At 46.1% G+C, this 24,744-nt stretch carries 23 protein-coding genes; 5 read left to right on the top strand and 18 right to left on the bottom strand.

The annotated features are described in order from the left end of the window. Positions 1-19: 19 nt before the first annotated feature. From pruA to CDO84_RS00845, 5 genes are all read right to left on the bottom strand, one after another. A complete protein-coding gene (pruA, locus tag CDO84_RS00865) occupies positions 20-1,567 on the bottom strand; it encodes an L-glutamate gamma-semialdehyde dehydrogenase (protein ID WP_040084225.1) in 1,548 nt (515 codons plus the stop codon). A 16-nt stretch (positions 1,568-1,583) separates the two neighbouring features. Further along, complete coding sequence (putB, locus tag CDO84_RS00860) at positions 1,584-2,495, bottom strand: proline dehydrogenase PutB (RefSeq protein WP_080478302.1); 912 nt, start codon at positions 2,493-2,495, stop codon at positions 1,584-1,586. Positions 2,496-2,682: 187 nt separating this feature from the next. Then, positions 2,683-3,465 carry a nucleotidyltransferase domain-containing protein gene (locus CDO84_RS00855; RefSeq protein WP_040084228.1) on the bottom strand — a complete coding sequence of 261 codons (783 nt, stop codon included), beginning with the start codon at positions 3,463-3,465 and terminating at the stop codon, positions 2,683-2,685. A gap of 83 nt (positions 3,466-3,548) precedes the next feature. Beyond that, positions 3,549-4,505, bottom strand: a complete 957-nt coding sequence (cah, locus tag CDO84_RS00850) for a cephalosporin C deacetylase (RefSeq protein WP_040084230.1) — start codon at positions 4,503-4,505, stop codon at positions 3,549-3,551. A gap of 71 nt (positions 4,506-4,576) precedes the next feature. Further along, on the bottom strand, positions 4,577-5,551 hold the full coding sequence (locus CDO84_RS00845; protein ID WP_040084232.1) for a LysR family transcriptional regulator: 975 nt from the start codon (positions 5,549-5,551) through the stop codon (positions 4,577-4,579). A 117-nt stretch (positions 5,552-5,668) separates the two neighbouring features. Between CDO84_RS00845 and CDO84_RS00840 the strand changes: the two genes are divergently transcribed. Then, positions 5,669-6,430, top strand: a complete 762-nt coding sequence (locus CDO84_RS00840) for a class I SAM-dependent methyltransferase (RefSeq protein WP_040084233.1) — start codon at positions 5,669-5,671, stop codon at positions 6,428-6,430. Positions 6,431-6,457: 27 nt separating this feature from the next. Here CDO84_RS00840 and CDO84_RS00835 read toward each other — a convergent pair whose 3' ends face one another. Next, on the bottom strand, positions 6,458-7,018 hold the full coding sequence (locus tag CDO84_RS00835; protein WP_014662702.1) for a shikimate kinase: 561 nt from the start codon (positions 7,016-7,018) through the stop codon (positions 6,458-6,460). Positions 7,019-7,273: 255 nt separating this feature from the next. On the opposite strand from CDO84_RS00835, the gene tmrB reads away from it, so the two are divergent. Continuing rightward, the gene (gene tmrB, locus CDO84_RS00830; protein WP_040084235.1) at positions 7,274-7,867 is read left to right on the top strand and encodes a tunicamycin resistance ATP-binding TmrB; all 594 of its coding nucleotides are present in this window, start codon (positions 7,274-7,276) and stop codon (positions 7,865-7,867) included. 49 nt (positions 7,868-7,916) lie between these two features. Here the strand turns inward: tmrB and nadE are convergent, their stop codons facing one another. Further along, entirely contained in the window at positions 7,917-8,735 is an 819-nt protein-coding gene (gene nadE / locus CDO84_RS00825) for an NAD(+) synthase (RefSeq protein ID WP_040084236.1), read from the bottom strand. Positions 8,736-8,864: 129 nt separating this feature from the next. Further along, positions 8,865-9,461, bottom strand: a complete 597-nt coding sequence (locus CDO84_RS00820) for a DUF1989 domain-containing protein (protein ID WP_003246345.1) — start codon at positions 9,459-9,461, stop codon at positions 8,865-8,867. Positions 9,462-9,590: 129 nt separating this feature from the next. Here CDO84_RS00820 and CDO84_RS00815 point away from each other — a divergent pair, with 129 nt between their 5' ends. After that, positions 9,591-10,931 carry an amino acid permease gene (locus CDO84_RS00815; protein WP_088299176.1) on the top strand — a complete coding sequence of 447 codons (1,341 nt, stop codon included), beginning with the start codon at positions 9,591-9,593 and terminating at the stop codon, positions 10,929-10,931. 1 nt (position 10,932) lies between these two features. On the opposite strand, the gene CDO84_RS00810 is transcribed toward CDO84_RS00815, so the two are convergent. From CDO84_RS00810 to CDO84_RS00800, 3 genes are all read right to left on the bottom strand, one after another. After that, positions 10,933-11,694 carry a YqcI/YcgG family protein gene (locus CDO84_RS00810; RefSeq protein WP_040084239.1) on the bottom strand — a complete coding sequence of 254 codons (762 nt, stop codon included), beginning with the start codon at positions 11,692-11,694 and terminating at the stop codon, positions 10,933-10,935. 69 nt (positions 11,695-11,763) lie between these two features. Next, positions 11,764-12,393 carry a LysE family translocator gene (locus CDO84_RS00805; RefSeq protein WP_040084241.1) on the bottom strand — a complete coding sequence of 210 codons (630 nt, stop codon included), beginning with the start codon at positions 12,391-12,393 and terminating at the stop codon, positions 11,764-11,766. A gap of 73 nt (positions 12,394-12,466) precedes the next feature. Continuing rightward, positions 12,467-12,931, bottom strand: coding sequence for a MarR family transcriptional regulator (locus tag CDO84_RS00800; protein WP_014662695.1), 465 nt, complete (start codon positions 12,929-12,931; stop codon positions 12,467-12,469). A 112-nt stretch (positions 12,932-13,043) separates the two neighbouring features. On the opposite strand from CDO84_RS00800, the gene bmr3 reads away from it, so the two are divergent. Then, positions 13,044-14,582 (top strand): multidrug efflux MFS transporter Bmr3, encoded by a 1,539-nt coding sequence (gene bmr3, locus CDO84_RS00795; RefSeq protein ID WP_040084243.1) that lies wholly within the window; start codon positions 13,044-13,046, stop codon positions 14,580-14,582. Between the two features lie 43 nt (positions 14,583-14,625). Here the strand turns inward: bmr3 and CDO84_RS00790 are convergent, their stop codons facing one another. The 5 genes from CDO84_RS00790 to CDO84_RS00770 all read right to left on the bottom strand — a co-directional run bounded on the left by CDO84_RS00790 (position 14,626) and on the right by CDO84_RS00770 (position 21,674). Then, positions 14,626-16,251, bottom strand: coding sequence for an L-lactate permease (locus tag CDO84_RS00790; protein ID WP_014662693.1), 1,626 nt, complete (start codon positions 16,249-16,251; stop codon positions 14,626-14,628). A 31-nt stretch (positions 16,252-16,282) separates the two neighbouring features. Next, a complete protein-coding gene (locus CDO84_RS00785; protein ID WP_014662692.1) occupies positions 16,283-17,248 on the bottom strand; it encodes an L-lactate dehydrogenase in 966 nt (321 codons plus the stop codon). Between the two features lie 175 nt (positions 17,249-17,423). Next, positions 17,424-19,403, bottom strand: coding sequence for an alpha-amylase (amyE, locus tag CDO84_RS00780; protein WP_040084244.1), 1,980 nt, complete (start codon positions 19,401-19,403; stop codon positions 17,424-17,426). A 231-nt stretch (positions 19,404-19,634) separates the two neighbouring features. Continuing rightward, positions 19,635-20,126: a DUF6773 family protein gene (locus CDO84_RS00775; protein ID WP_014662689.1), complete on the bottom strand. Its 492-nt coding sequence runs from the start codon at positions 20,124-20,126 to the stop codon at positions 19,635-19,637. Positions 20,127-20,240: 114 nt separating this feature from the next. Continuing rightward, positions 20,241-21,674: a YfcC family protein gene (locus tag CDO84_RS00770; protein ID WP_040084246.1), complete on the bottom strand. Its 1,434-nt coding sequence runs from the start codon at positions 21,672-21,674 to the stop codon at positions 20,241-20,243. A gap of 149 nt (positions 21,675-21,823) precedes the next feature. Between CDO84_RS00770 and CDO84_RS00765 the strand changes: the two genes are divergently transcribed. Further along, entirely contained in the window at positions 21,824-22,975 is a 1,152-nt protein-coding gene (locus CDO84_RS00765; protein WP_040084248.1) for a M20 peptidase aminoacylase family protein, read from the top strand. Between the two features lie 38 nt (positions 22,976-23,013). Here the strand turns inward: CDO84_RS00765 and opuAC are convergent, their stop codons facing one another. Continuing rightward, on the bottom strand, positions 23,014-23,895 hold the full coding sequence (opuAC, locus tag CDO84_RS00760) for a glycine/proline betaine ABC transporter substrate-binding protein OpuAC (protein ID WP_040084249.1): 882 nt from the start codon (positions 23,893-23,895) through the stop codon (positions 23,014-23,016). Beyond that, positions 23,895-24,743 carry a glycine/proline betaine ABC transporter permease subunit OpuAB gene (gene opuAB, locus CDO84_RS00755; RefSeq protein ID WP_014662685.1) on the bottom strand — a complete coding sequence of 283 codons (849 nt, stop codon included), beginning with the start codon at positions 24,741-24,743 and terminating at the stop codon, positions 23,895-23,897. Before opuAB ends, opuAC begins: the two co-directional genes overlap by 1 nt. Position 24,744: the final 1 nt, after the last annotated feature.

Raw genomic sequence — 24,744 nt, 5'->3', positions numbered from 1 at the left:
ATGCCCATTTAGTCCCGCTTTAGAACATTTCACTGATTGTTTTTGCTTGCATATGCAGTGCCAAGTAATCCGGACCGCCTGCTTTTGAATCCGTTCCGGACATTTTGAAGCCGCCAAACGGATGGTAGCCGACGATAGCACCTGTACAGTTGCGGTTGAAGTATAGGTTTCCAACATGGAATTCCTGTTTCGCACGCTCGATGTGCTTGCGGTTGTTTGTAATCACCGCGCCTGTCAAACCATATTCAGTATTGTTTGCCACTTCTAAAGCTTCATCAAAGTCTGACACTTTACAAAATGCAACGACAGGTCCGAAAATTTCTTCCTGCATGAGTCTTGCTTTCGGATCAAGGTCAGCGAAGATCGTCGGTTTGATGAAGTATCCTTTCGAATCATCACCAGTGCCGCCGCTTACTAAACGCCCTTCCTGTTTTCCGATCTCAATATAGCTCATAATTTTATCATAAGAACCTTGGTCAATGACAGGTCCCATATAAACATCTGCACTGTCAGGTTTAGCAGTTACTTTTGATTCCGTAATTTCAATGACACGCTCTAATACTTGATCATACACTTTTTCATGGACAACTGCACGTGAACCTGCAGAACATTTTTGTCCGGCAAAGCCGAATGCAGATGTGAAGATCGATTGAGCCGCTAATTCAATGTCCGCATCCTCGTCGACAACAACCGTATCTTTACCGCCCATTTCAGCGATGACACGTTTTAAATGCTGCTGGCCCGGCTGAACCTTCGCCGCGCGTTCGAAAATTCTCGTGCCAACTTCTCTTGATCCCGTAAATGTGATAAGGCTTGTTTTCGGATGGTCAACAAGATAATCGCCTACTTCTGCTCCGCTTCCAGGAACAAAGTTGACTACGCCTTTTGGCAATCCGGACTCTTCAAGCACCTCAACAAATTTTGCTGCAATAACAGGTGTAGCACTCGCAGGTTTTAGAACCACTGTGTTCCCAGTAACGATCGGCGCCACTGTTGTTCCTGCCATGATCGCAAACAAGAAGTTCCACGGCGGAATAACAACTGTCACTCCAGTCGGCGTGTATACATATTGGTTTTTCTCGCCTTCACGGCTGTTGACCGGTTTTCCTTTTGCCAGTTCGATCATTTGGCGTGCATAATACTCCATGAAGTCAATAGCTTCAGCCGTATCTGCATCCGCCTCATTCCAAGGCTTTCCTGCTTCTTTTACAAGCAAAGCGGAAAATTCATGTTTTCTTCTGCGGACTTTGGCAGCAGCGCGGAACAGGACAGCCGCTCTCTCTTCAGGAGATGTGTATCTCCACTCTTCGAATGCTGTCGCAGCCGCTTGAATCGCTTGCTCAGCGTGCTCTTGAGAAGCTTTTGACACTCGGCCGACGACTTCTTCTTTATCAGCCGGGTTGATTGAAACGATTTTCGCTTCTGTTTCTACCCTCTCGCCGTTAATGACAAGCGGATAGTCTTTTCCTAAATATTCGCTTACTGTCGCAAGCGCTTTTTTAAACGCTTCCACGTTGTTTTGGTCTTGGAAATTTGTGAATGGCTCGTGTTTATAAGGTGTTGTCATGATAATCTCTCCTTTTTTACTTCTTTGTCATTCCTTTGAAAGCGAAGGCAATGTTTGACGGACGTTCTGCAAGGCGTCTCATAAAGTAGCCGTACCAATCCTCGCCGTATGGCAGGTAGACTCTCATGTTATAACCTTCTTTTACGAGGCTGAGCTGGGTTTGCGACCGCATGCCGTACAGCATCTGAAATTCAAACTTGTCATTGGCAATGCCATGTTCCTTGGCAAGCTGCTTTGTAAAGTCGATCATTTTGTCGTCATGTGTGGCAATCGCTGTATAGTGACCGTTTAAGAGCTGCTTTCGGATGATTTTTTTGTAATTTTCATCGACGTCGCTTTTCTCCGGGTAAGCTACTTTTTCTGATTCTTTATAAGCTCCTTTTACAAGGCGAAGGAACGGGTTTAAAGAATCTAAATCGTCAATGTCTTTTTCCGTCCGGTACAGATAGGCTTGCAGCACTGTGCTTACATACTCGTATTTCCTTCTGAAATCTTTGAAAATATCAAGCGTTTTCTGGCATCTGACTTCATCTTCCATGTCGATGGTGACCATGATTTTATGCTTCTCAGCCGTCTGAAGGATTTTCGTCATATTTTCATACACCAGATCCATATCTATATCCAGACCTAAAGACGTCATTTTTAAAGAAACGTGTGAGTTCAGCTCCTGATCCGCAATGGTCGCAATGGTTTGAATGCACTCTTCCGTACGCTCCCGTGCGACCTCGGCGCTGTTCACAAACTCTCCTAAATGATCGACAGTAACTGACAAACCTTGGCTGTTAAGCTGTCGAATGGTCGGGATTGAACTGTTAAAGTCATTCCCGCCGATAATTTTACCCGCTGCTACTCTGCTTCCCCAGTTCTTTGCCATTTTATTGAGAAAGCCGCTTTTGGATAAAAATAAGAAAAAATCTCTTGTGATCACTTCCAACCTCAACACCCCGCAATCTAAGAAGTATTTGTATGAGTTTATTGTAAATGGACAAAACCGACGTTCACAATATTCTCAAAATACAAAGATTCTGATTATTTTTGTGGTTTTTCCACAATCAGATAGTTAGAAAGTCGGGGAATTCTGTCGAATAAAGGAGAAAAGGAAGCGACAAAAAACATCAGCTTCCTCCATCCTTCCACACTTCTTCAACCGTATTCAAAAGCAAACGGTTCAATTCAGGTGTCATATCTTTTTTCTCTGCCTTCAGTTCTTTTGCCGCTTCCATGATTCTTTCGATTTCCGTTTCAATGAATTGGTGAATAACATCGATTCTTGCTTCGAGGTCAAGCTCTTCACCTCTTTTTTTCCGTTCAAGCAAGGTCTCCATTTCAGCCTTCAGCTCAGGTTCAGCAACAAGTTCCTCCATCAAAACAGTAAAGTCCATTGGCGGAATGGTTCCGTGCTTTTCAATCCATTGGCAGGCCAAGATAGGCCGAAGCACGTAGAAATACTTTTTGATTTTGACCTCTTGTCCTTGAAGGTAATCCTTGACGTTCCTTCTCGCCATATTGATATAGTGATACACGCTTGCTTCAGGCTTAAATGCCTCCGTTCGCAGTTTTCTTAACTGCTCTGCGGTCGTAAACGCTTCGTAATACACAATGTCTGAGGACAGCCATTCGAGGAGCGGAGGGTTTGACTTTTTGAAAAGCCGAAGCGTCTTTCTCAGCTCCCAGCCGCTGATATCCAGCAAATCGTGAATCGGTTCTTCAATGACATCGCGCTCCTGCTCAATTGAAAAATACCACTCCTTTTTCGGCACATAAATAAAGCGGACATCGTAATCACTATCCTGCGACGGGAATCCCCATGCGCGGCTTCCTGACTCGACGGCATACACGATTTTGACCCCGTATGACTGCTCGATTCGTTTTAATTCATCAATGATTCTTTGTTTCATATCTATTCGTCTCCAGTCTGTTCTCATTCCGGCAGTTTGCAGAAAAAAACCGCCGGAAAATATTTGGCGGCTTTTCACATTTATCAGCCTTTAAGATGCTGCTTAAAGAAAGCGAGTTTTTCCGTTTGAAAAGCAGGGATATACTCATGTCCGAAGTAACGGTACACCTTCAGCTCTTTCTCTGTTTCCAAATGATTGTAGGCGGCAAATACGGTGGAGGGCGGCGTAACCTTGTCAATCAGACCGATCGACATCAGGACAGGCACTTTCACTCGGTCAGCAAGATTCATAATATCGAAATATGAAAGTGTCTTCATCGCCTGCAGTTCTGTTTCCGGGCTGCCATTTCTTCTAAAGAAGGAATTGATTTCAAGGTACGGCTGTTCAAGCGCCACATCAATGGCCCGTTCGAAATTGCTTAAATAAGGATAATCGGCAACGGCGGCTTTTGGAATGTCTGACAGAGCTGCGGCGGCAATGGTTAATCCTCCGCCTTGGCTTCCGCCTGTCACACCGATCCTTGTTTTGTCAACCTCGTCAAAGCTGCTGATCACTTCAAGCGCGCGGACGGCGTCCAAATAAACACCGCGGTAATAGTATGTATCTTTATCAAGAATGCCTTTGGTCATCCAGCCCAAAGCGTGACCGTGCGGAGAAATACTCGTATCCTCACTGCTCTGCTGGCCGCGGACAAGCATGCCGAATGCGGCGTAGCCATGAAGTGCCCAGTTTACCATTTCATGAATTTCACCGTCATAGCTTGCATTGTAGCCATGATATTTCACGATCGCCGGATGCAGGCCTTCCTTGTCAGGCACCGCGTACCATCCAGAAATGCGGGCGTTTCCGAAACTTTTATATGTGAGACGGTACACTTTTACTCCGTCAGCAGGATAGTCAACCAGCTGTAAATCAGGTTCTGCTTGGACTTTTGCAAGTTCATCCAAAGACAATTTCCAAAACTCAGAAAAATCTTTCGATGCTGTTTTTTCAGGCTTATATGTTCGCAATTGGTCGAGCGGCAGATCGAATAGTTGCATTTCCGATTATTCCCCTTTGTTTTATAAGATTTAGTTTGTATTCCTATACTATCATGTTTGGGATTTGTTTTCTAAATATTTTCATCTTTGTTTCCCAGACAGCTTTCATCAAACGTTTGTTTAAGACCTTCCCGGCTCAGTTCCATAAAGGCCCGGGCTGTCAGACTGACATAGCGGCTCTTTAGAAAGACAAAGACGAGGGTTCGTGATGGCGCGGATTGAATCGATAAATAGATCACACCCGGATCTTTATCCCTTCTAACCATATTCGGCGCCATTGTCACGCCTAATCCGTTAGCCACAAGGGATTGGGCCGTTTCAATATGGCTCGTCTTGAAGGCAGCATTCGGCTTAAAGCCGCTTTCCGCACAGAGATCGAGAACTGTTCTGCGAAAGCCGAAGCCTTCTTTTAACAGAATAAATGGCACCTGCCTGACCATGTCAAGCGGCACGCACGGCTGGCGGCCCTCTTTACCTTCCAGCGCTTTCTCAATCAGCGCGATCATTTCCGGCGGCATCCATCTTTGCTTTTCCTTCGGCACTGCGAGAACAATCGGTTCCGTGAGCAAGGGTGTAATGGAGAGCCGTTCATCTTCGATCGGCAAGGATAAAACAGAAAGGTCAACCTCTCCCTTTGCCGTCATTTCCTCTAATGAAACCGGATCTTTTTCAACAAGCTGAACCTCCACATGGGGATAGCGCGCCAAAAACTGCTTCAGCAGCGGCGGAAAGAGATATCTCCCTGTTACAGCAGGAATCCCAATCGAAAGCTTTTGCCCCAGTCCTTGCGAGCGCTCCTGCATCTCCCGGAGCAAGTCATCTCTGGAACGAATGATGTCCTCGGCTTTTTCAATGAAACGCCTGCCGTGGGGTGTCAGTGTAACAGAGCCGTGGGATCTGTGAAAAAGAGTAAGGCCCAGCTCTGCCTCAAGCTTTTTGATTTGCTGGCTGAGAGACGGCTGAGCGATATGAAGATGCTCCGCCGCTTTTGTAAAGCTTTGGCGCCGGGCGATTTCCGCTGCGTATTCCATTACTCTAATATCCATTTCAGCCTCCATAGGTTGAACCTATCGTTTTTATCATTTTTATATCTTGGACGAATCATAACAGAAATTGCTAACATAATCCATATCATCATTAAACAAAAGAAGGAGCTGGTTCAAATGACAAACGAAACACCATTTTCTACAAATGCCGAGATGTATCGGGATGAGAAGGTATTTGCCGAGGGGGAAGATTTGGGGCTGATGATCAAAACGGCGGAATGCCGGGCAGAGCATCGGCTGCTGGATATCGGAGCGGGTGCCGGCCATACGGCGCTGGCATTTTCTCCTTATGTGCAGGAGTGCATCGGTATTGATGCGACGAAAGAGATGGTAGAGGTTGCGTCCTCCTTCGCGCAAGAAAAAGGAGCTGAAAACGTACGCTTTCAGCAAGGAACGGCAGAGTCACTTCCCTTCCCTGACGATTCATTTGATATCATCACCTGCCGATACGCAGCCCACCATTTTTCAGATGTACGCAAAGCCGTCAGCGAGGTTGCACGCGTATTGAAACAGGACGGACGTTTTCTTTTAGTGGATCATTATGCGCCTGAAGATCCCGTTCTTGATGAGTTTGTCAATCAGTTGAACCGGCTTCGAGACCCTTCCCATGTTCGAGAAAGCTCATTATCAGAATGGCAGGCGATGTTCAGCGCCAACCAACTGGCCTATCAAGACATCCAAAAGTGGAATTTGCCGATTCAATATGACAGCTGGATCAAACGAGGCGGAACCTCCGCTGACCGGGAAAAACAAATCATTACCCACTTGAATCACGCATCAGACGAAGCACAAGACACATTCTGTATTACATTGAACCAAAACGGACAGCCCGACTCCTTTTGTTTAAAAGCGATTTTGATACAAGGGATAAAACGATAAAAAAAGCCGTGCGCTGCGCACGGCTTTTTACATCGGCTGGTAAAGGTCCCAGCCAATTTTTAATGTCTCTACAATATAATCGGCAACCTCTTCCGGGGAAAGGTTGTCTGTTGCCACTTTTGAATTGTGCTTGTCATAAATGACTTTTCTCTCGTTAAACAGCTGTTCCATTTCATCCATTGAACGGTTATGCAGCACCGGGCGGCTTTCAATCAATAAATCCGCGCGCTGCTTCCAGTTCTCCCATGAGAGGTCCAGATGAAGCACGAGACAGTTTTCCAGACAGCAATTTCTGATTTCCTCTTGTTTAAAAGATCCCCCACCCAGAGATACGATTTTGAATCTTTTATGATGGCAGATGTCTAAAATATATTCCTTCTCCGTTTTTCGGAAAAAGTCTTCTCCCTTTTCCTCAAACATCTCAGGGATTGACATGTTGAAATCCTTTTCGATCTCTTGGTCAATATCGATAAAATCTCTATATAATTTTTTAGCGACCAATTGGCCGATTGTTGTTTTTCCAACACCCATGAATCCGATCAGGACGATATTTCTTTCTCTTACTGGGATGGCTCGTTTTGCGTTCATCTTCGGCGAAATCCTCCTAAGGAATGAAATTTTATTTTCATTATATGCTTATTTAGCGAATATTTATATAGATGCCGGCTTGCCCGTCCTTTTCCGTTCAAACGTTTTTGCCTGAATGACATTCATTGTACAACATTTCTGAAGATATTTTAATACTTCGACGCAAAAAAGCATTAAAACCTTCCGTGTTTTTCCAGCTGATTCTTCGATCGAAGGGTCTTTTTTTGTATGATAAATAAGAAGGGAGAAATGGCAATGATCATTTGGATAAACGGGGCATTCGGTTCCGGAAAAACACAAACAGCCTTCGAACTGCACAGAAGGCTAAAATCCTCTTATGTGTATGATCCTGAGAAAATGGGCTTTGCGCTGCGCTCCATGGTGCCGCAGGAGATTGCAGAGGACGATTTTCAAAGCTATCCCTTATGGCGGACGTTCAATTACCGTTTGCTAGCTTCTCTGACAGATACATACCGCGGCATCATTATTGTGCCTATGACGATTGTGCATCCTGAATACTTCAATGAGATCATCGACAGGCTCAGACATGAAGGCAGGATCGTTCACCACTTTACACTAATGGCTTCAAAGGAAACCTTGTTAAAACGGCTGCGCACCAGAGCAGAAGGAAAAAACTCATGGGCCTCCAAACAAATCGACCGCTGCGTTGAAGGATTATCATCACCCATTTTTGAGGGCCGCATTCAAACAGACAACCTGTCGATTCAGGATGTGGCAGAAACCATTGCCGCGAGAGCCAGTCTTCCATTAGACCCTGATACAAGAGGCAGTCTCAGAAGGTTCACCGACAGATTAAGGGTTAAGCTGAATCATATCCGCATCAAATAAAGCGCCTGTTCACGACAAAAGCCCGCTCCGAGAGCGGGCTTTCATCTACTTATTTCCACCAGTCATCAAACATTGACGCTGGAACCTGACGTTTATGTTCAGTTATGCTGTAGCGTTTTTCCAATGCTTCTGATACTTTCGCTGATACTTGTTTTCCTTCGAGATAATCGTCAATCTCCTCGTAGGAAATGCCAAGCTCTGTTTCATCCGACTGCTGCGGTTTTTCATCGAGCAGATCGGCAGTTGGTTCTTTTAAATATAAGCGTTCCGGTGCACCCAGCTCTTTCAGCAAGCTTCTTCCCTGGCGCTTTGTCAAGCCTGTCAGCGGCAGGAGGTCTGCTCCGCCGTCACCGTACTTCGTAAAGAAACCAGTCACTGCTTCAGCCGCATGATCTGTTCCTAACACAAGAAGGCCTTCCTGGCCGCCGATCGCGTATTGCGCAATCATTCTTGTTCTCGCTTTTACGTTTCCTTTATTAAAGTCAGTCAACTGGTCGCCTGTTTCCTGCTGATACTGCTCCGAAAACGCGCTGACTGTCGATTTAATATCAAACTTCCATGATTTATCCGGCTTAATAAACTTCAAAGCAAGCTGGGCATCGTCTTCATCCTGCTGTGTGCCATGCGGAAGACGGACCGCGATAAATTGAGCGTCCCCGCCCTCCTCGCGAATGCTCTCCACCGCAAGCTGGGCAAGTCTTCCCGCAAGCGTTGAATCCTGTCCGCCGCTGATACCCAATACAAAGCCTTTAGCACCGGTTTTCTTTACATATTGTTTTAAAAAATTGACTCGGTCCTCAATTTCTTGCTTTGGATCAATTGAGGGCTTCACATGTAACTCACGTATAATCTTTTCCTGCATGCTCATCCCAATCATTCCTCCTGTACATTTTCCCTTGTTACTGTTCATTTCCCCAAATCAATGAAAATGAATCATGACTGTTATGTATCCCTCTTAAATATAGCACAGGTCTTCATTCACAGTGAACAAGAGAGATCAGCTGACTTCAACCCGTATGGATGTCACACTGTCGCCATTGCATTTCCCTTTTTCAATCGGGCAGGAAGAAAACGCGACAATTAAATCCATCTCCGCCCTAAGCCTTACGTAATCTCCGGCATTTGAAAGCGGTGTTTCCACAGACAAATTCCCTTTCTCATCAAGAACGGTATTCATAAAAATCGCAAAGGGATAATGCATGTGAGGCTTCGGCACGCCAAACTGTTCAAGCGCACGGTTCATATTGTCATAGCACGTATCCTGAAACTCATCCTTTTGCTTGCCGTATAAGAGCCTGTTCATATCAGGACGGCAGGCGGGCAGAAGCAGGTCATGCTTGCCGACCGTATCTTCAATCAGTGTTAGCATCGGCTTGTACAGGTTGGAGTAGAGATGGTCGTTGACCTTCACATGAATGGAATGATTGGCGTCAATTGTCGCTCCCTGATCAAGGTGTTCATAAAAATCCTTGGCATGGTATGCGACAAAATCAGCCACCTGCTGGCCTTCTACATCAACCACCTTTAAAATCTGCCCCTTTTTCAGCTTCAGCCCAAGCCCTTTTTTCGGCTCCACAATATATTGCTGTGTCATTGGTTTGCTCCTTTTTTCATTAGTATGAGCGTCCGCTTCCTTCTCCATGTAAAAAGAGGCAAAAATCCGATGTATATAAGCTTCGGGCGGGTCGCAATCTAACCTTAGATAAAAGGGGTTGAATAAATAATGAGCCAAACAAAAAAAGACCAGCCAAAAGGGAATCTGGCTTGGTGGCAGCTGTCACTGATCGGAGTCGGCTGCACGATCGGAACTGGCTTTTTTCTCGGTTCCAGCATCGCAATTGTAAAAAGCGGTTTTTCCGTTCTCCTTTCATTTCTGATCGCAGGGATCGGTACGTATTTTGTCTTTGAACAGCTCGCCAAGCTGTCGGCGAAACAGCCGGAAAAGGGCTCGTTTTGTGCGTATGCCCGGAAAGCATTCGGCAAATGGGCAGGCTTCAGCAATGGCTGGGTGTACTGGTCGTCAGAAATGCTGATTACCGGCAGCCAGCTGACAGCCATTTCGCTGTTTACGAAGCATTGGTTTCCTCAAGTGCCGCTATGGGTGTTTGCCTCAATCTACGCGGTACTGGGGCTTCTTATTATTTTCACCGGCCTGTCTGTCTTTGAAAAAACAGAAAACGTGCTGGCAGTGATTAAAACAGCCGCTATTTTTATGTTTATTGTCATTGCCATCCTGGCTTTATGCGGTATCCTGTCAGGCGGAAATCATGACATACATGTTCCAAATAAGACGAGTGAGTTTTTCCCATACGGCGCCATGGGGCTGTGGACAGGTTTAATCTACGCGTTTTACGCCTTCGGCGGAATTGAAGTCATGGGACTGATGGCGGTTCACTTAAAAAAACCTGAGGAAGCGTCTAAATCAGGGAAACTGATGCTGGCGACACTGGCGATTGTTTATATCATTTCAATCGGGCTTGCTCTGCTTTTGGTTCCGTTACACACATTTACTGAACAGGACAGTCCGTTCATTACGTCGTTAAAAGGATATCACCTTGAGGTCATCCTTGATATATTTAACGGGATTTTCATCATCGCCGGGTTCTCGACCCTTGTCGCTTCGCTTTTTGCGGTTACGACATTGCTTTGTACGATGGCTGATGACGGCGACGCGCCGAAATGCTTTACTCTAAAGGAAGGCAAAAAAATATGCTGGCCGGCACTGGGACTGACGTTTGCGGGGCTTATCCTCTCCATTATTTTGTCATTAGTGCTGCCTAAAAACATTTATGAGCATATGACAACAGCCGCGGGGCTTATGCTTTTATACACTTGGCTGTTTATCCTGTTCTCCAGCAAAAAGCTGACTGATCCTGAGGGCATGGGAAAAACGCAAATTTATTTAGCGATGATTCTGATTGCTGCGGCTGTGTCCGGTACATTGTTTGAAAAATCAAGCCGGCCCGGTTTTTTTGTGAGCATCGGTTTTCTTGTGATCATCGCCATCGTGACCATGATCTATCAAAAAAAGCAGGGTCATAAAGACCGCCCTGCAAGTCCGTGATTTATTTCAGTTTGTTGAACATGTTCTTTAAATAAGAAAATGGGCACTTCGATACCTGTTTTTCATCATCACGGAGGAAATACTGCTTCCATTCACGATTATCCTTTTCTCCATACCAGCCTAATTGCAGGTGAATCGGAGCTTCATCATAGGCCTCTAAACGGGAGCGGATCAGTCTGCTCATGTTGCGGCCAAAAGCCGTTGAGCCATTTAACTCTTCAAACACCCATCTCGGCTGAAAGGTGATCATAAAAAAAGGAAAGCTTCGGCTTTTTCTCGCCTCGTGCCCCGGTGTAGCGCAAAGAATAAAGTACGGTTCGCCGTCAAAACAAAACTCCCATTTATAATGCTCGGGATCGGCCGGCATGTCTTCCGGCCATTCTTTTTCGTCTTGTTCACTCAGTCTATTTAAAAAGCGCCAAAACAGCTCTTCATACGCTTCAACCGAATAATGCTCCGCCAAATCTTCCGGTGTATCAAACAACACAACGAGGGATGCGTATTTTCCAGTGTCCCGCGATATCTTTCCGTACTCCGCAAGCAACGGAGCCAGTTCCTCCGCTGTACGGTTTTCCCGCGGATCTCCGGCAAAAGCAATGCGAAGCTGATCAGTCAGAAACGCCTGGCGTCCGGGAATGCACGGAAACGTATCCGCATCGTCCGCCAGAGTTTCTGCCAGCAGCTCAAAAGCGATTCTTTGCCATTCAGGAAGCTCTTCTTGAATACGTTCCAGAAAACTTTTGGTGTAAATCCCACTCACCATTGATCCACCTCCAGTATCATCTGGATACTATATTAAAACTGGAAGCGGCAGGTGACTGTCCTTTATGAATCAGCCCAATAACTGTTTAATGCCCTGATAACCAAAGTAAAAACCAAACACGAGGAGTGATACACCGGCCATTCCGGTCAATCCTCTCAATAGCTTTTCATGAAGCAGGTTTCTGAATGTACTGGCTGTAATCGCCATGCAGAAATCCCAGATTAAAATGCCGATCATGATGCCCGAGCTATAGATCAGAAGCTGATTCATATTGTAGGCCTCTGCTGTTTTCGCAAGAATGCTTCCGTAAATTCCAAGCCAAAAAAGGATGCTCAATGGATTCGAGAGTGAAATGAGAAAACCTGAAGCGAACGTTTTCCGGAATGACGGCTTTCCCCGCGAGCCTCGCACATCCATCGGCTCTCTGACGTTTTTCAGCGTTTCAATTCCAGTATAGGTCAGCACAAAAAAGCCGAAGAGCCACAAAAACGTTTTCACAAATGGAGCGGTCAAAAACTGTGACAGCCCGAAATAGATAAAAAGCATGTACAGCCCATCCGCTGTCATGGCGCCTAAACCAAATATCCATGCATGCCAAAAACCGTTTTTAATTCCTTTGTCTATTTGCGCCGCATTCACTGGCCCCACAGGCGCAGACAAGGACAGTCCCAGCACAATATAGCTCAAAAAAATGTTCACCGGCCCGTACTCCCTTCTCTTACGTAACTTGTACAATTTATTCGGGAACGGGCCAAGCTATGCACAATTTCACTTACTGTTTCAAACGTTGAAGCTCTTTCTCCATGATATCAGCGGCTTTGCCTACAAAACTGAAAATGAGTTCCAGTTCCTCTTCCGTATATTCGCAGCACAAATCCATCGTCGACTCAGACAGAGGACGGAACAAATCCTTTATATGTTTTTTCGAAGCAGTCAAAGGGACGATTACGACTCTCCTGCGATCGTTCGGGTCCTTTTCACGAGCCACATACCCCGCTTTTTCCAGCCGGTCAACAAGCGCCGTGACGGAACCCGTGCTAAGTCCGGTTTTTTTGCCCAGTTCTCCGGCCGTCATCGGTCCTGCTTCATTTAAGATGTCAGCTGATTTCAAATCGGTGGGAAACAGACCGAGGGCTTGAGCGGCTGCCTGATGAAACAGAACCGTTCTTGTGCCCAGTTTCCGAAAAAGCTGAACGGCAGTCTTTTCCAACTCACTTCTGGAATTTCTTGTTGACAACTGACAGTCCTCCCTATAAAATCGAGTTTATCTTGATAATCGAGATATTCAATGATCAAACTATTATCATGATATCAGAACTTACATAGAAAAGTAAGAGGAGGTAGAACAAATGGACACAACAACAGCAAAACAGGCTTCCACCAAATTTGTTGTTCTCGGTCTCCTGCTGGGCATCTTGATGTCAGCGATGGACAATACGATTGTTGCCACCGCGATGGGCAACATCGTAGCCGATCTTGGAAGCTTCGATAAATTTGCCTGGGTGACGGCATCCTATATGGTGGCGGTTATGGCTGGCATGCCGATTTACGGCAAGCTTTCCGATATGTACGGCCGAAAACGTTTTTTCCTGTTTGGACTCATTTTTTTCTTAATCGGTTCGGCTTTATGCGGAATTGCCCAGACGATGAATCAGCTGATCATCTACCGGGCCATTCAAGGAATCGGGGGCGGCGCGCTCCTGCCGATTGCCTTTACGATTATCTTTGATTTGTTTCCGCCGGAAAAACGCGGAAAAATGTCCGGCATGTTCGGCGCCGTATTCGGATTATCCAGTGTTCTTGGTCCGCTTTTAGGCGCAATCATTACAGATTCGATCAGCTGGCACTGGGTGTTTTACATCAATGTACCGATCGGCGCATTGTCATTGTTTTTCATTATTCGCTATTACAAAGAATCTCTGGAGCCCAGAAAGCAGAAAATTGACTGGGGCGGCGCGATTACCTTAGTCGTATCCATTGTATGCCTGATGTTCGCCCTTGAGCTTGGCGGCAAAACATACGATTGGAATTCCATTCAGATCATTGGGTTGTTTATTGTATTCGCTGTTTTCTTCATCGCCTTTTTTATTGTGGAGAGAAAAGCGGAAGAGCCGATCATTTCGTTCTGGATGTTTAAAAACAGATTGTTTGCCACAGCACAGATTCTTGCTTTCCTATATGGCGGAACATTCATTATTTTAGCGGTATTTATTCCGATTTTCGTTCAGGCGGTCTACGGCAGCTCAGCGACAAGCGCGGGCTTCATTTTGACGCCGATGATGATTGGATCAGTCATCGGCAGCATGATCGGCGGAATCTTCCAAACAAAGGCAAGCTTCCGCAATTTGATGCTGATATCTGTTATAGCTTTCTTTATCGGCATGCTGCTTCTTTCCAATATGACGCCTGACACAGCACGGGTATGGCTCACAGTCTTTATGATGATTTCAGGCTTTGGCGTAGGCTTTAACTTCTCACTGCTGCCGGCGGCATCGATGAATGACCTCGAACCTCGCTTTCGGGGAACGGCAAACTCTACAAATTCGTTTTTGCGATCATTCGGCATGACCCTGGGCGTCACCATTTTCGGAACGGTGCAAACAAACGTATTCACAAACAAGCTGAGTGACGCCTTCAGCGGCATGAAAGGTTCAGCGGGATCAGGCGCGGCGCAAAATATCGGCGACCCGCAGGAGATTTTCCAAGCGGGAACACGTTCCCAAATTCCTGACGCGATCCTGAATCGCATTATTGACGCGATGTCATCAAGTATCACGTATGTCTTTTTGCTCGCTTTGATTCCAATTGTCCTCGCGGCGATTACCATTTTGTTTATGGGAAAAGCCAGAGTGAAGACAACAGCCGAAATAACAAAGAAAGCAAATTAACATAAAAAAGCAGTACATGCTGGGCATGTACTGCTTTTTTCTATTACACTCCTAATCTTGCAAGAATAAACGTCCATATACATATGCCCAATAACAGAACCAGGCTGTACGCCACTGTCCGTTTAAACAGTTTAGATTCCTTGCCTGTTTGGCCGACCGCTGCGGCAGCGATGGCGATAGATTGAGGAGAAACAAGTTTCGCCATGACCCCGCCCGCAGTATTTGCGGCCAACAGCAAGTCAGAACCCGCACCGATCTGCGCTCCGGTCACAACCTGCAAATGTCCGAACAAAGCGTTATTGCTGACAACAGAACCGGTAATGAACACGCCGATCCAGCCGAGAACAGGACTGACAAACGGGAACAGGTCCCCCGTTTTCGCCAGTGCTAACCCAATTGAAGAGCTGAGCCCTGCGAAGTTAGCCAGATTGGCAAACCCCATCACGAAGCAGATCGTGATAATCGGCACCCACAGCTCTTTTCCTGTCTCCTTCAAGGAAGCAAAGGCATCTCGAGAGGAGAAGTTTTTGCTGAACAGTCCTGTCACGATGACTGCGGCTAAAATCGCTGTACCAGTCGCTGACAGCAGATCAACTTTCAAGACTGCATCTAACGGCATGGCAGATGGCGCAATCGGCGGCATTTTCATAATTTGCTGGTGCAGAAAAGGCATTTTAAACAGGAGCGTTGTTTGATATAACAGTCCGCCTTCTTGGAAAAGCGCTTTGAAGGCGGGAAGGCTCCAGATGGTGATCGCCGCAGTTAAAATGTAGAAAGGAGACCACGCTTTCGCAATGTCAGCGGCACGGTATGTCTTTTGCTCACCAGCATCGCCGGCTCCTTCCTCCCGGTAAATCTCTTTCGGCTGCCATTTGCGGAGGAAGAGGGCAAGCCCGCCCATGCTGAACAAGGCCGCCAAAATGTTGGCTAATTCCGGCCCGAGCACCGCCATTGTCAGGGTCTGAACCGCTGTATACCCACCGCTCACAACCAGAAGGGCAGGCCATGTCTGTTTGATTCCTTTCATTCGGTCTAATAGGAATACAAGCAGAAACGGTATGAAAAATGAGATCATCGGCAGTGTCCACATCAATGTCCGTGACAGCTCAAGAGCAGACAAATCACCAATCTGCGCCCCTGTGATGACAGGAATCCCGATTGCCCCAAAGGCTCCGGAAGCTGCGTTTGCGATCAAGCAGAGCGCTGCCGCTTTTAACGGTTTAAAACCAAGTTCGACGAGCAGCGCCGCGCTGATCGCAATCGGAACACCAAAACCGGCCGCGCCTTCCAAAAACGCGTTAAAACAAAAACCAATTAATAATAGCTGTAATCGTTGGTCAGGCGAAATGCCGGCAATGCTGGACCGAATAATAGTAAATTTCCCGGTTTTCACTGCGATTTTATACAGCCACACCGCCATCAGGACAATGTAGCCAATGGGCCACAGCCCGCTCCCGATTCCTAGCAAAACAGAAGAAATCGCTTTTTCAACTGGCATGTGAAATGCCAAAACGGAGACGAAGAAACTGACGGCTAGAGTAAGAAACGCCGCAAGTATGCCTTTCATTTTCAAAACAGTTAAAGCCAAGAGAAAAAAGAGAATCGGAGTGAGCGCCACAAGTGCGCTCACATACTCGTTTCCAAACGGATCATACAACTGCTCCCACATTGACAATCAGCCCTTTACTCTAAAGTTGCGGTTAGTTGACTTTTTGTTCTGCAAAATGAGGCTTTAAAATGTTTTTAAGGACGCCGGCGCTGTGAAGGAACTGTTCTTTTTCTTTCTCATTCAAGTTCAGCTCAGTGATACCAGCGATCCCTCCGCGGTTCACGACAGCTGGAACACCGATGTACACGTCATCTGCACCGTATTGCCCGTCCACATATGTGCTGACAGTTAATATGCTGTTTTCATTATGAAGAATCGCTTTTGTAATGCGGGCAAGACTCATCGCAACGCCATAATAAGTCGCGCCTTTTTTCTCAATGATATGGTAAGCTGCGTTTTTCACGTCATCTACAATTTGGTCCAGCTCCTCTTGTTTGTACGCATCGTTTTTCTCAACGAGTTCACTAACCGGCACACCGCCGATATTCGCATGGCTCCAGACAGGAAGCTCTGTGTCGCCGTGCTCTCCGATAATATGCGCGTGCACGTTTTGAGGCGCTGCGCCAAAGTATTCGCTCAGCATGTAACGGAATCTCGCAGAATCTAGTGTTGTGCCGCTTCCGATCACCCGCTCTTTTGGCAGGCCGCTGAATTTCCATGTCGCGTAAGTCAGGATATCAACCGGATTTGTCGCGATTAAGAAAATGCCGTCAAATCCGCTCGCCATGACTTCACCGACAATGCCTTTGAAAATCTTTAAGTTCTTTTCTACTAATTCAAGGCGTGTCTCGCCAGGTTTTTGGTTTGCTCCGGCGCAAATGCAGACAATATCAGCATCCTTGCAGTCTTCATATGTTCCGAAAGATGTTTTGACCGGTTGCGGCGCAAACGCCTTTCCGTGGTTTAAATCCATTACATCGCCCATTGCTTTTTCTTTATTTAGATCAATGACCACAAGCTCATCTGTGATCCCTTGGTTAATTAACGCAAATGCATAACTGCTTCCAACAAAACCCGCTCCGATTAAAGCTACTTTATTTACATGTTTGTTCATCATTAATCATCCTTCCAGGGTATGTTTCTCTTTGATGTCTTTTTGTTTGTGAAGTATTTCACATTTATATTGTGCAATACTTCACAAACTTTTGCAAGAGAAAAGTTTTGTCTGATTTATGAACAAAAAAGAAACCATCTATGATGGTTTCTTTCACTATAACCCGTCAGCCTTGTACTCAATAAGGAAGAGAACCGCTTAAGCCCGCGTCATTATATAAACCATTTTGCACGTAATCAAAGCCAGGCTGATTCTGGCCAGGCACTTGGGCGCTGCCATTATTAAAAATCACTTTGGCGTTGGTTGTATCCGTATCCGCAGGCAGCGTCAGGGTGTAATTTCCGTCTGCATTTTTAGTCATTGGTTTTCCAGGCCAAGATCCGGTCAATTCAATTGCCCCGCCCCCATCCTGTTTATAGATATAAGCATTTACCTGGCTCCAATGATTCGGATTTTGATAGCCGATGGTTTTGGCCGAAGCTGGATCTCTTTTAACAAAACTGTACTCCTCGGTCCTCGTTACACCATCACTGTTCGTTCCTTTTAACATGATGGTGTATGTTTTGCCAAATGGATCTTCTTTTCCGATTGTGAATTGATCTCCATCTTTAAACGCTGTCTCTTGTCCATTATTGATTTGATAAACAGCTTTTGTTGTGTTCGCATCTGCACGCAGGGTAATCGTCAGTTGATCATTGAAAGAATGTGTTACGCCTGCTTTGTAATTCTCAAGGAAAACTTGAGGCGCATTTGTAATATCGTCAGGATAAAGCACAGCCACAGATCTGGCATTGATCGCGCCTGTCAGTTTACCGTCCCTGACTTGAAATGAACCGGTCCCGGCTTTATTATCATAGCTGCCATCAGGTAATTTCGTTGAAGCATTTATGCTGACAGAAGAGGAACCTGCATTTGCCAGCACAACACCTTTTGAGCCGCGCTGATTCATAAATATTTGATTGTTCCCATTCGGATTTGAGAGTTCCTCAGGCTGCCCGGCCATTTCATTGTGAAATTGATTGACCGCAGTGATCGCCTGATCTTTAAATAAGGCGCTCCCGCGATCTCCTATTTGACTTTTCCCTGGAAATCTTACACCATTTCCTCCGCCCTCAGGCCTGGAAAAGAAAAGAGGCGTGCTTCCTGAGCGCGAACCAATCACTGCCCAGCCTAAACGGATATCGTCATCACTCATCCATGTGGACTCTTCATCATCATTGGCATACGTATCATGTGATTCCACCCATGTGACTAACTTGTCCGCAGACACGTCAGATGCATAATGGGAGATATTCGACACACTCAGATTACGGTTCTTTAAAGCGGATCTGATGGAATGCCCATAGTTAGAAGCTGTCACATTCATATAATTCGCATAAGCAGTATCCCTAGAAGCACTATCCTGCAGGATTTCTCCGTATTGAAACTCTGCAGATGTGTTTGTGATATTCGGCCAAAACTGGCTGCCATAATTCCCATCATCAGGAAGCTCTATATGCTTGGCGGCATCATAGCGGAACCCGTCTGCTCCGTCATTCAATGCTCTTTCTAAGAAACGTTTCAGATAGGACTGTACTTGTGTATTTTGTGTATTCCAATCATACAGCCCGAGCAATGAATTCTGCGTAACATCCCATCGATCCGACCAGTTTTTAATTTGTGTGTTTCCGTGTGTCCAGTTTGGAATACTCTTAATCTCATTAGAAATCGCGCCATAGTCACTGGTGGTATGATTGATGACCGCGTCAACTATGACTTTTACGCCATATTCTTCAGCAGCTGCACACATTTCTTTAAATTCTTGTTCAGTGCCTAAGTAGTGGTTGCCAATTTGGTACGATGTCGGCTGATAGAGCCAGTACCAGTTCGACATGCTTTTATTTCCTTGGTTCCCTTCCTTTACTTGGTTAATCGGAGACGTCTGAATGGCTGTATATCCTGCATCATGAATGTCCTTCATATTGTGTTTTAACGTATTAAATGACCAATTCCAAGCATGAAGAATGGTCCCGTTTTTGACCGATGAATCGGTCACCTCATTCGATTTGTTTGCAGTTTCAGCATTTGCAGCCGCCGGGCCTGACAAAACCAAATGAAACAGCAATAAAAATCCAGCGAATAACGGCAGTAAAGAGGTTTTGAATCGTTTTTTAAACATTTTTGACACTCCTTATTTGAATTTTGAAGACTGACTGCGGAGTCAAAAATTCCTCTTACTCTTTCTTCAGCTTCCTCCTTTCAACTGTTGTGAAGACTGGAGAATTATGTTAACGCTTACATTCGAACTTATCACACACTCTCTATCAAAGCAACGCGGCAGAGTGAATTCAAATCTATATTCCTATCAAATAAAAAGACTTTTCTCTTATAAACAAAAAAGAAACCACCATTAAGATGATTTCTTCTCTGCTTCTTCTTTTACCGCTCTTCTGTAAGCCAGCTTCACAATCACATATCGAAGCAAAAACAGAACGCCGCTACAGACGATAAAAAGAAGGATCATTTTCAGCCAAGCGAAGAATGTATGGGGAATCCCCCTGTCGTACATCGTAAGCACCACTACCGCAAAGGCGACCGCAATTGAATCTATTCGCTGCTGCTTTACCCGTTTTCGCAGTTCTTCTTCGGTGTCTATTCTCGGCATGAGCATTCCTGACGCTCCTGCCCTGATGCAGTAATATAAGATGATGAGGAACAAAAACACAAGGCTTGCAGCCCATTCTTTAAACGGAAATTCAAACATAATGCCGCGGATGATCACATCAAGGAGCGCAAACGATCCCGCTATCATCCCAATCTCCGACCAGATTTTTTGTTCTTTTTCTTTTACTCTCTTATTTTCCCCATTCACGCCTGAAAGTCTATTACGCAGATTATTCATGACCTTCCTCCCGCACTTTTACGAATGGCTATGGCTTACATGTTACAATAACAGCCTGCGCTTCTGCAATGAATAACTCAAAAGCCCGCCGTACAAGCCGGCGGGCAGCAATTGTTAAAACGGCCCCCAATTGATCATGACGCCGATCACAATAAAAACAAGCCCGATCAAGAACCAAATCAGAGCAAGCGGCACCATAAACCGCAGCCACTTGACGTACGGAATGCCGCTGGCGGCAAGTACCGCCATGAGAACACCGGATGTTGGATTGACACAGTTGACGACCCCTTCTCCAAGCATAACCGCCTCCACCGCAACCTGTCTCGTGATTCCCATCAAATCAGCGAGCGGCGCCAGGATTGGAATAAATACAACGGCTTCGCCAGATCCTGAGGAGATGAGAAAATGAAGCAGCGCACTGGCGATATACATGCCGATTGCCCCGGCAATCGGACTGAAACCGTCCAACAGTGAAGCCAAAGCATTGACGACTGTATCGAGTAACTTTCCATTTTCAAGGATGACGGAAATGCTTCGTGCCATCCCGACAATCAGCGCCCCGTATACAAGGCTTTGACAGCCCGTAATGAAGGTTTTGGCAATATCGTTCGCCGCAAGTCCGCCTATTAAACCGGCAAGGACAGAAATAAAAATAAATGTCGCAGCCATTTGGGAATCCGACCAGCCAAGCTTCAAAGCGCCGTATAAAAAGCCGGCCAGCGAGAGTCCCGCCACGGCCAAAATCAGCTTATGGCGAACAGTAAATGACACTGACTGATCTTCTTCTTTACCGCCTTCGCCCATTCCTGCTCCAGGGAAGCAATCTGTTCCTAACACACTGGCATCTTTTGATTTTTTTAATTTTCTCGTATACAAATAGATATAAATAATAGAAGACAGCAAAAAGCAAATGTATATCACAACTCGCAGGCCGATTCCTGAAAAAAGAGGGAGCTCCGCAATTGATTGTGATAAACCGAGCGGGGACGGTGATAGTATGGTGGAGTTAAATCCAGCGTAGCAGCCGATGTAAATGACAGCGGCTCCCGCGACGGCGTCCCATTTTAAGGATCGTGCCACAATGAGGCCGATGGGGATAAAACCGATAACTGAATTCACGACAATCCCGGTTGTTCCGAGAATAGAGAACAACGCGCCGACAATACAAATAAATAATAATTGCTTGGTGCGGAATTTGCTGATGACATTGTAAATCAGGCCATTGATGGCACCCGTTTTTTCTAAAATGGCAATGGTGCCGCCTGTGAATAAAATCAGAAAGATGATTGGTGCTGATCCGACCATTCCATCCTGTAGGGAAGTAAAAAAACCGATCAGGCTGACCGGTGACTGTTCAATGGAATGATAGCTTCCCGGAACAGCAGTCGTGACATCCCCCTTTGTCACGCGGTCAAATTCACCTGCCGGCACAATATATGAAGCGATTGCGCAAATGAAAGCAATGATAAATAAGAGGACATAGGCGTCAGGCATTTTAAATGTCATTCGTTTTTTCTTAGGCTGTGTTTCGGCTGCTGGCATACTCATATTTCGATCCATCCCCTCTGTTTGAAAATATTAATTATTCTGAAAAGTCTCAATATGTGCTATATTATATACAGCCTATCTTCCTGTTTCAATATAAATAAAGTAAAGAAGGTAAAAATTCATTCTGATAGAAGGAGGTATTTCTTACCATGCAAAAGCTTTCAGAAGACATGAAACAAACCATTATGGACATCTTCGAGCATCTGCACGCGAACCCTGAAGTCAGCTGGAAGGAATATGAGACAACTGCATTTCTCAAACAAAAGCTTGAGGAGTTAGGATGCCGGACGCGCACGTTTTCAGACTGCACCGGGGTTGTCGGTGAAATCGGCTCAGGCTCACCTGTTGTAGCGGTACGCACTGATATTGACGCGCTTTGGCAGGAGGTTAACGGCACATTTCGCGCCAACCATTCCTGCGGACACGATGCACATATGACAATGGCATTGGGCACATTAATGCTGCTGAGAAAACAACCTGAGCTTCCGAAGGGCACAATCCGTTTTATCTTTCAGCCGGCAGAAGAAAAAGGCGGCGGTGCCTTGAAAATGATAGAAGAAGGCGTGCTTGATGATGCCGACTATTTGTACGGTGTTCACGTCCGCCCAATTCAGGAAACACAAAACGGGCGCTGCGCCCCGTCTATTCTGCACGGATCAAGCCAGCACATTGAGGGAACGATTATTGGAGAGGAAGCCCACGGCGCCCGCCCGCACCTCGGGAAAAACAGCATTGAAATTGCGGCATTTCTTGTACATAAGCTCGGGCTCATCCATATTGACCCGCAAATCCCGCATACCGTCAAAATGACAAAGCTTCAAGCCGGCGGAGAAAGCTCTAACATCATTCCGGGAAAAGCATCGTTCAGCCTTGATTTGCGCGCACAGACCAATGAAGCCATGGAGGCGTTAATTGCCGAAACAGAAAGAGCCTGTGAAGCGGCCGCCGCCGCATTCGGCGCAAAGATCGACCTGCAAAAAGAACACAGCCTTCCTGCAGCGACACAAAACAAAGAAGCTGAAGCGATCATGGCAGAAGCCATTACGGAAATCATCGGGGCTGAGCAGCTTGATGACCCGCTTGTCACCACCGGCGGCGAGGATTTCCATTTTTACGCCGTGAAAGTGCCGAACCTCAAAACAACAATGCTTGGTCTCGGCTGCGGACTCCAGCCGGGACTCCATCATCCGCACATGACCTTTGACAGAAATGCAATGTTCAACGGCATTCACATTTTGGCGAACGCCGTGCTCAAAACATTTCAGAAAGCGGAATCGCTTGCTGCCGCTAACGCTTCTTAACGCAAAAAAAGCAGCCTGATCCCAGGCTGCTTTCTTCATTACTTCTTCAAATCTTCAATTGAGTTAACGTTTTTCATATATTGAGGAACAACAAGACCCATTTTCACGCCCGTCATACTGGTGCCAATATCGTCATATTTGCCTTTATATTTGGCGGCGTATGCTTTATGGGTATTCGGCAGCCATGCGGAAAGGGATGCATCCGCGCTTCCCGTCGCGATTGCAGTCCACATCGGACCGGCCTCTACCTGAGTAAGCGTCACCTCATAGCCTAAGTCTTCGAAGACTTTGCCGATCACGTTTGTGCTTGCAATTTCACTGTCCCACGCCACATAGGCAAGGTTGATTTTGTCCCCCTTGACCTTTTGAACGCCTTTTGTCCACTCCGCAATCTGATCTTTGTGATTCTTCACATACTCAGCTGCGACTTTGGCAGGTTTCTCGCCTTCTTCCACTTTGATCATCACTTCGCCCATATCGTCTTGCGTCCATTTAAACTGGCTCAGAAGCTTTGCGGCATTCGGCTGCTCTTTGCTGAAGCCTTTGCGTGTGATCGTATGGATTTCCTCCGCGCTGCCATAAGATTGTTTCGGATCATCGAGATATTTCAGCTTATATCTGGAGAACATCCAGTGCGGTGTCCATCCTGTAATGATAATCGGTTTCTTACGGTCGTATGACTTTTTAAGTGTTGCGGTCATCGCGGCACTTGACGCTGAAATCAATGTCCAGTCATTCAGGTCATAATCCTTCATCGCTTTGTCAGTCAGGGACATAATCCCTGAACCGGGGTCAATCCCGATGATGGTCTTATTCACCTGTTCTGCTGCGGTTGCATTTTCATCGTGTTGTGAACCGCAAGCCGCAAGTGAGAGCGCCAGCATGGCGGAAACGCCAATGCCGATGATTTTTTTAAGCATCAGGCATTCCCCCTGCTTTTCTTCTTCACTTTAATATTTTGAGTAATACGGTCCAGGGTAATGGCAACGATAACGATGGCGATACCGGCCTCTACTCCGACCCCGGTTTTCAGCTGTGTAACGGCGCTGTATACTTCAGAACCAAGTCCCGGCGCACCGACCATAGCGGCGATAACAACCATTGATAACGCAAGCATGATGCTTTGGTTGATTCCGGCCAGGATGGTTTTTGTCGCAAGCGGAAGCTGAACTTTAAACAAACGCTGAGCTGTTGTAGAACCGAACGCCTCAGTCGCCTCAATCAGATCCGCCGGCACTTGTTTAATACCGAGAACGGTCATGCGGATTGTCGGAGGCATCGCGAAAATAACTGATGCAACAACACCCGGCACAACACCGATGTTAAAGAAGAAAATCGCCGGCAATAGATATACGAAAGCAGGCATTGTCTGCATTAAATCAAGAATTGGCGTTACAATACGGCGTACCATTTCTTTCTGGGACGCCCAAATTCCGATCGGAACCCCGACCACAATCGAAATAATCACAGATGTCAAAACAAGCGCCAATGTCTGCAGCATTGGGTCCCAATATCCTAAATAATCGATCAGGAGGAATCCAATCAATGTAAATAACGCAATTCCTCTTGTACTGATCCACCACGCAAGTGCGGCGAAAATAATCGTTAACAAAATAGATGGGATAAATCCAAGTCCGCTGACAATTCCATTTACAAAAGCGGCAAGTCCGTTTGCGATTCCGTCGAAGAATCCGCCAAACGTCATTGTAATCCAGTCAACAAAACGGTCAATGATATCTGCTAAAGGTATTCTAGGCAGTCTATCCATC

Source organism: Bacillus sp. MD-5, from assembly GCF_002201875.1.
Classification (GTDB): domain Bacteria; phylum Bacillota; class Bacilli; order Bacillales; family Bacillaceae; genus Bacillus; species Bacillus stercoris.
Note: the sequence above shows the minus strand (reverse complement) of the source record. Positions and strands in the feature narration are given on the sequence as shown.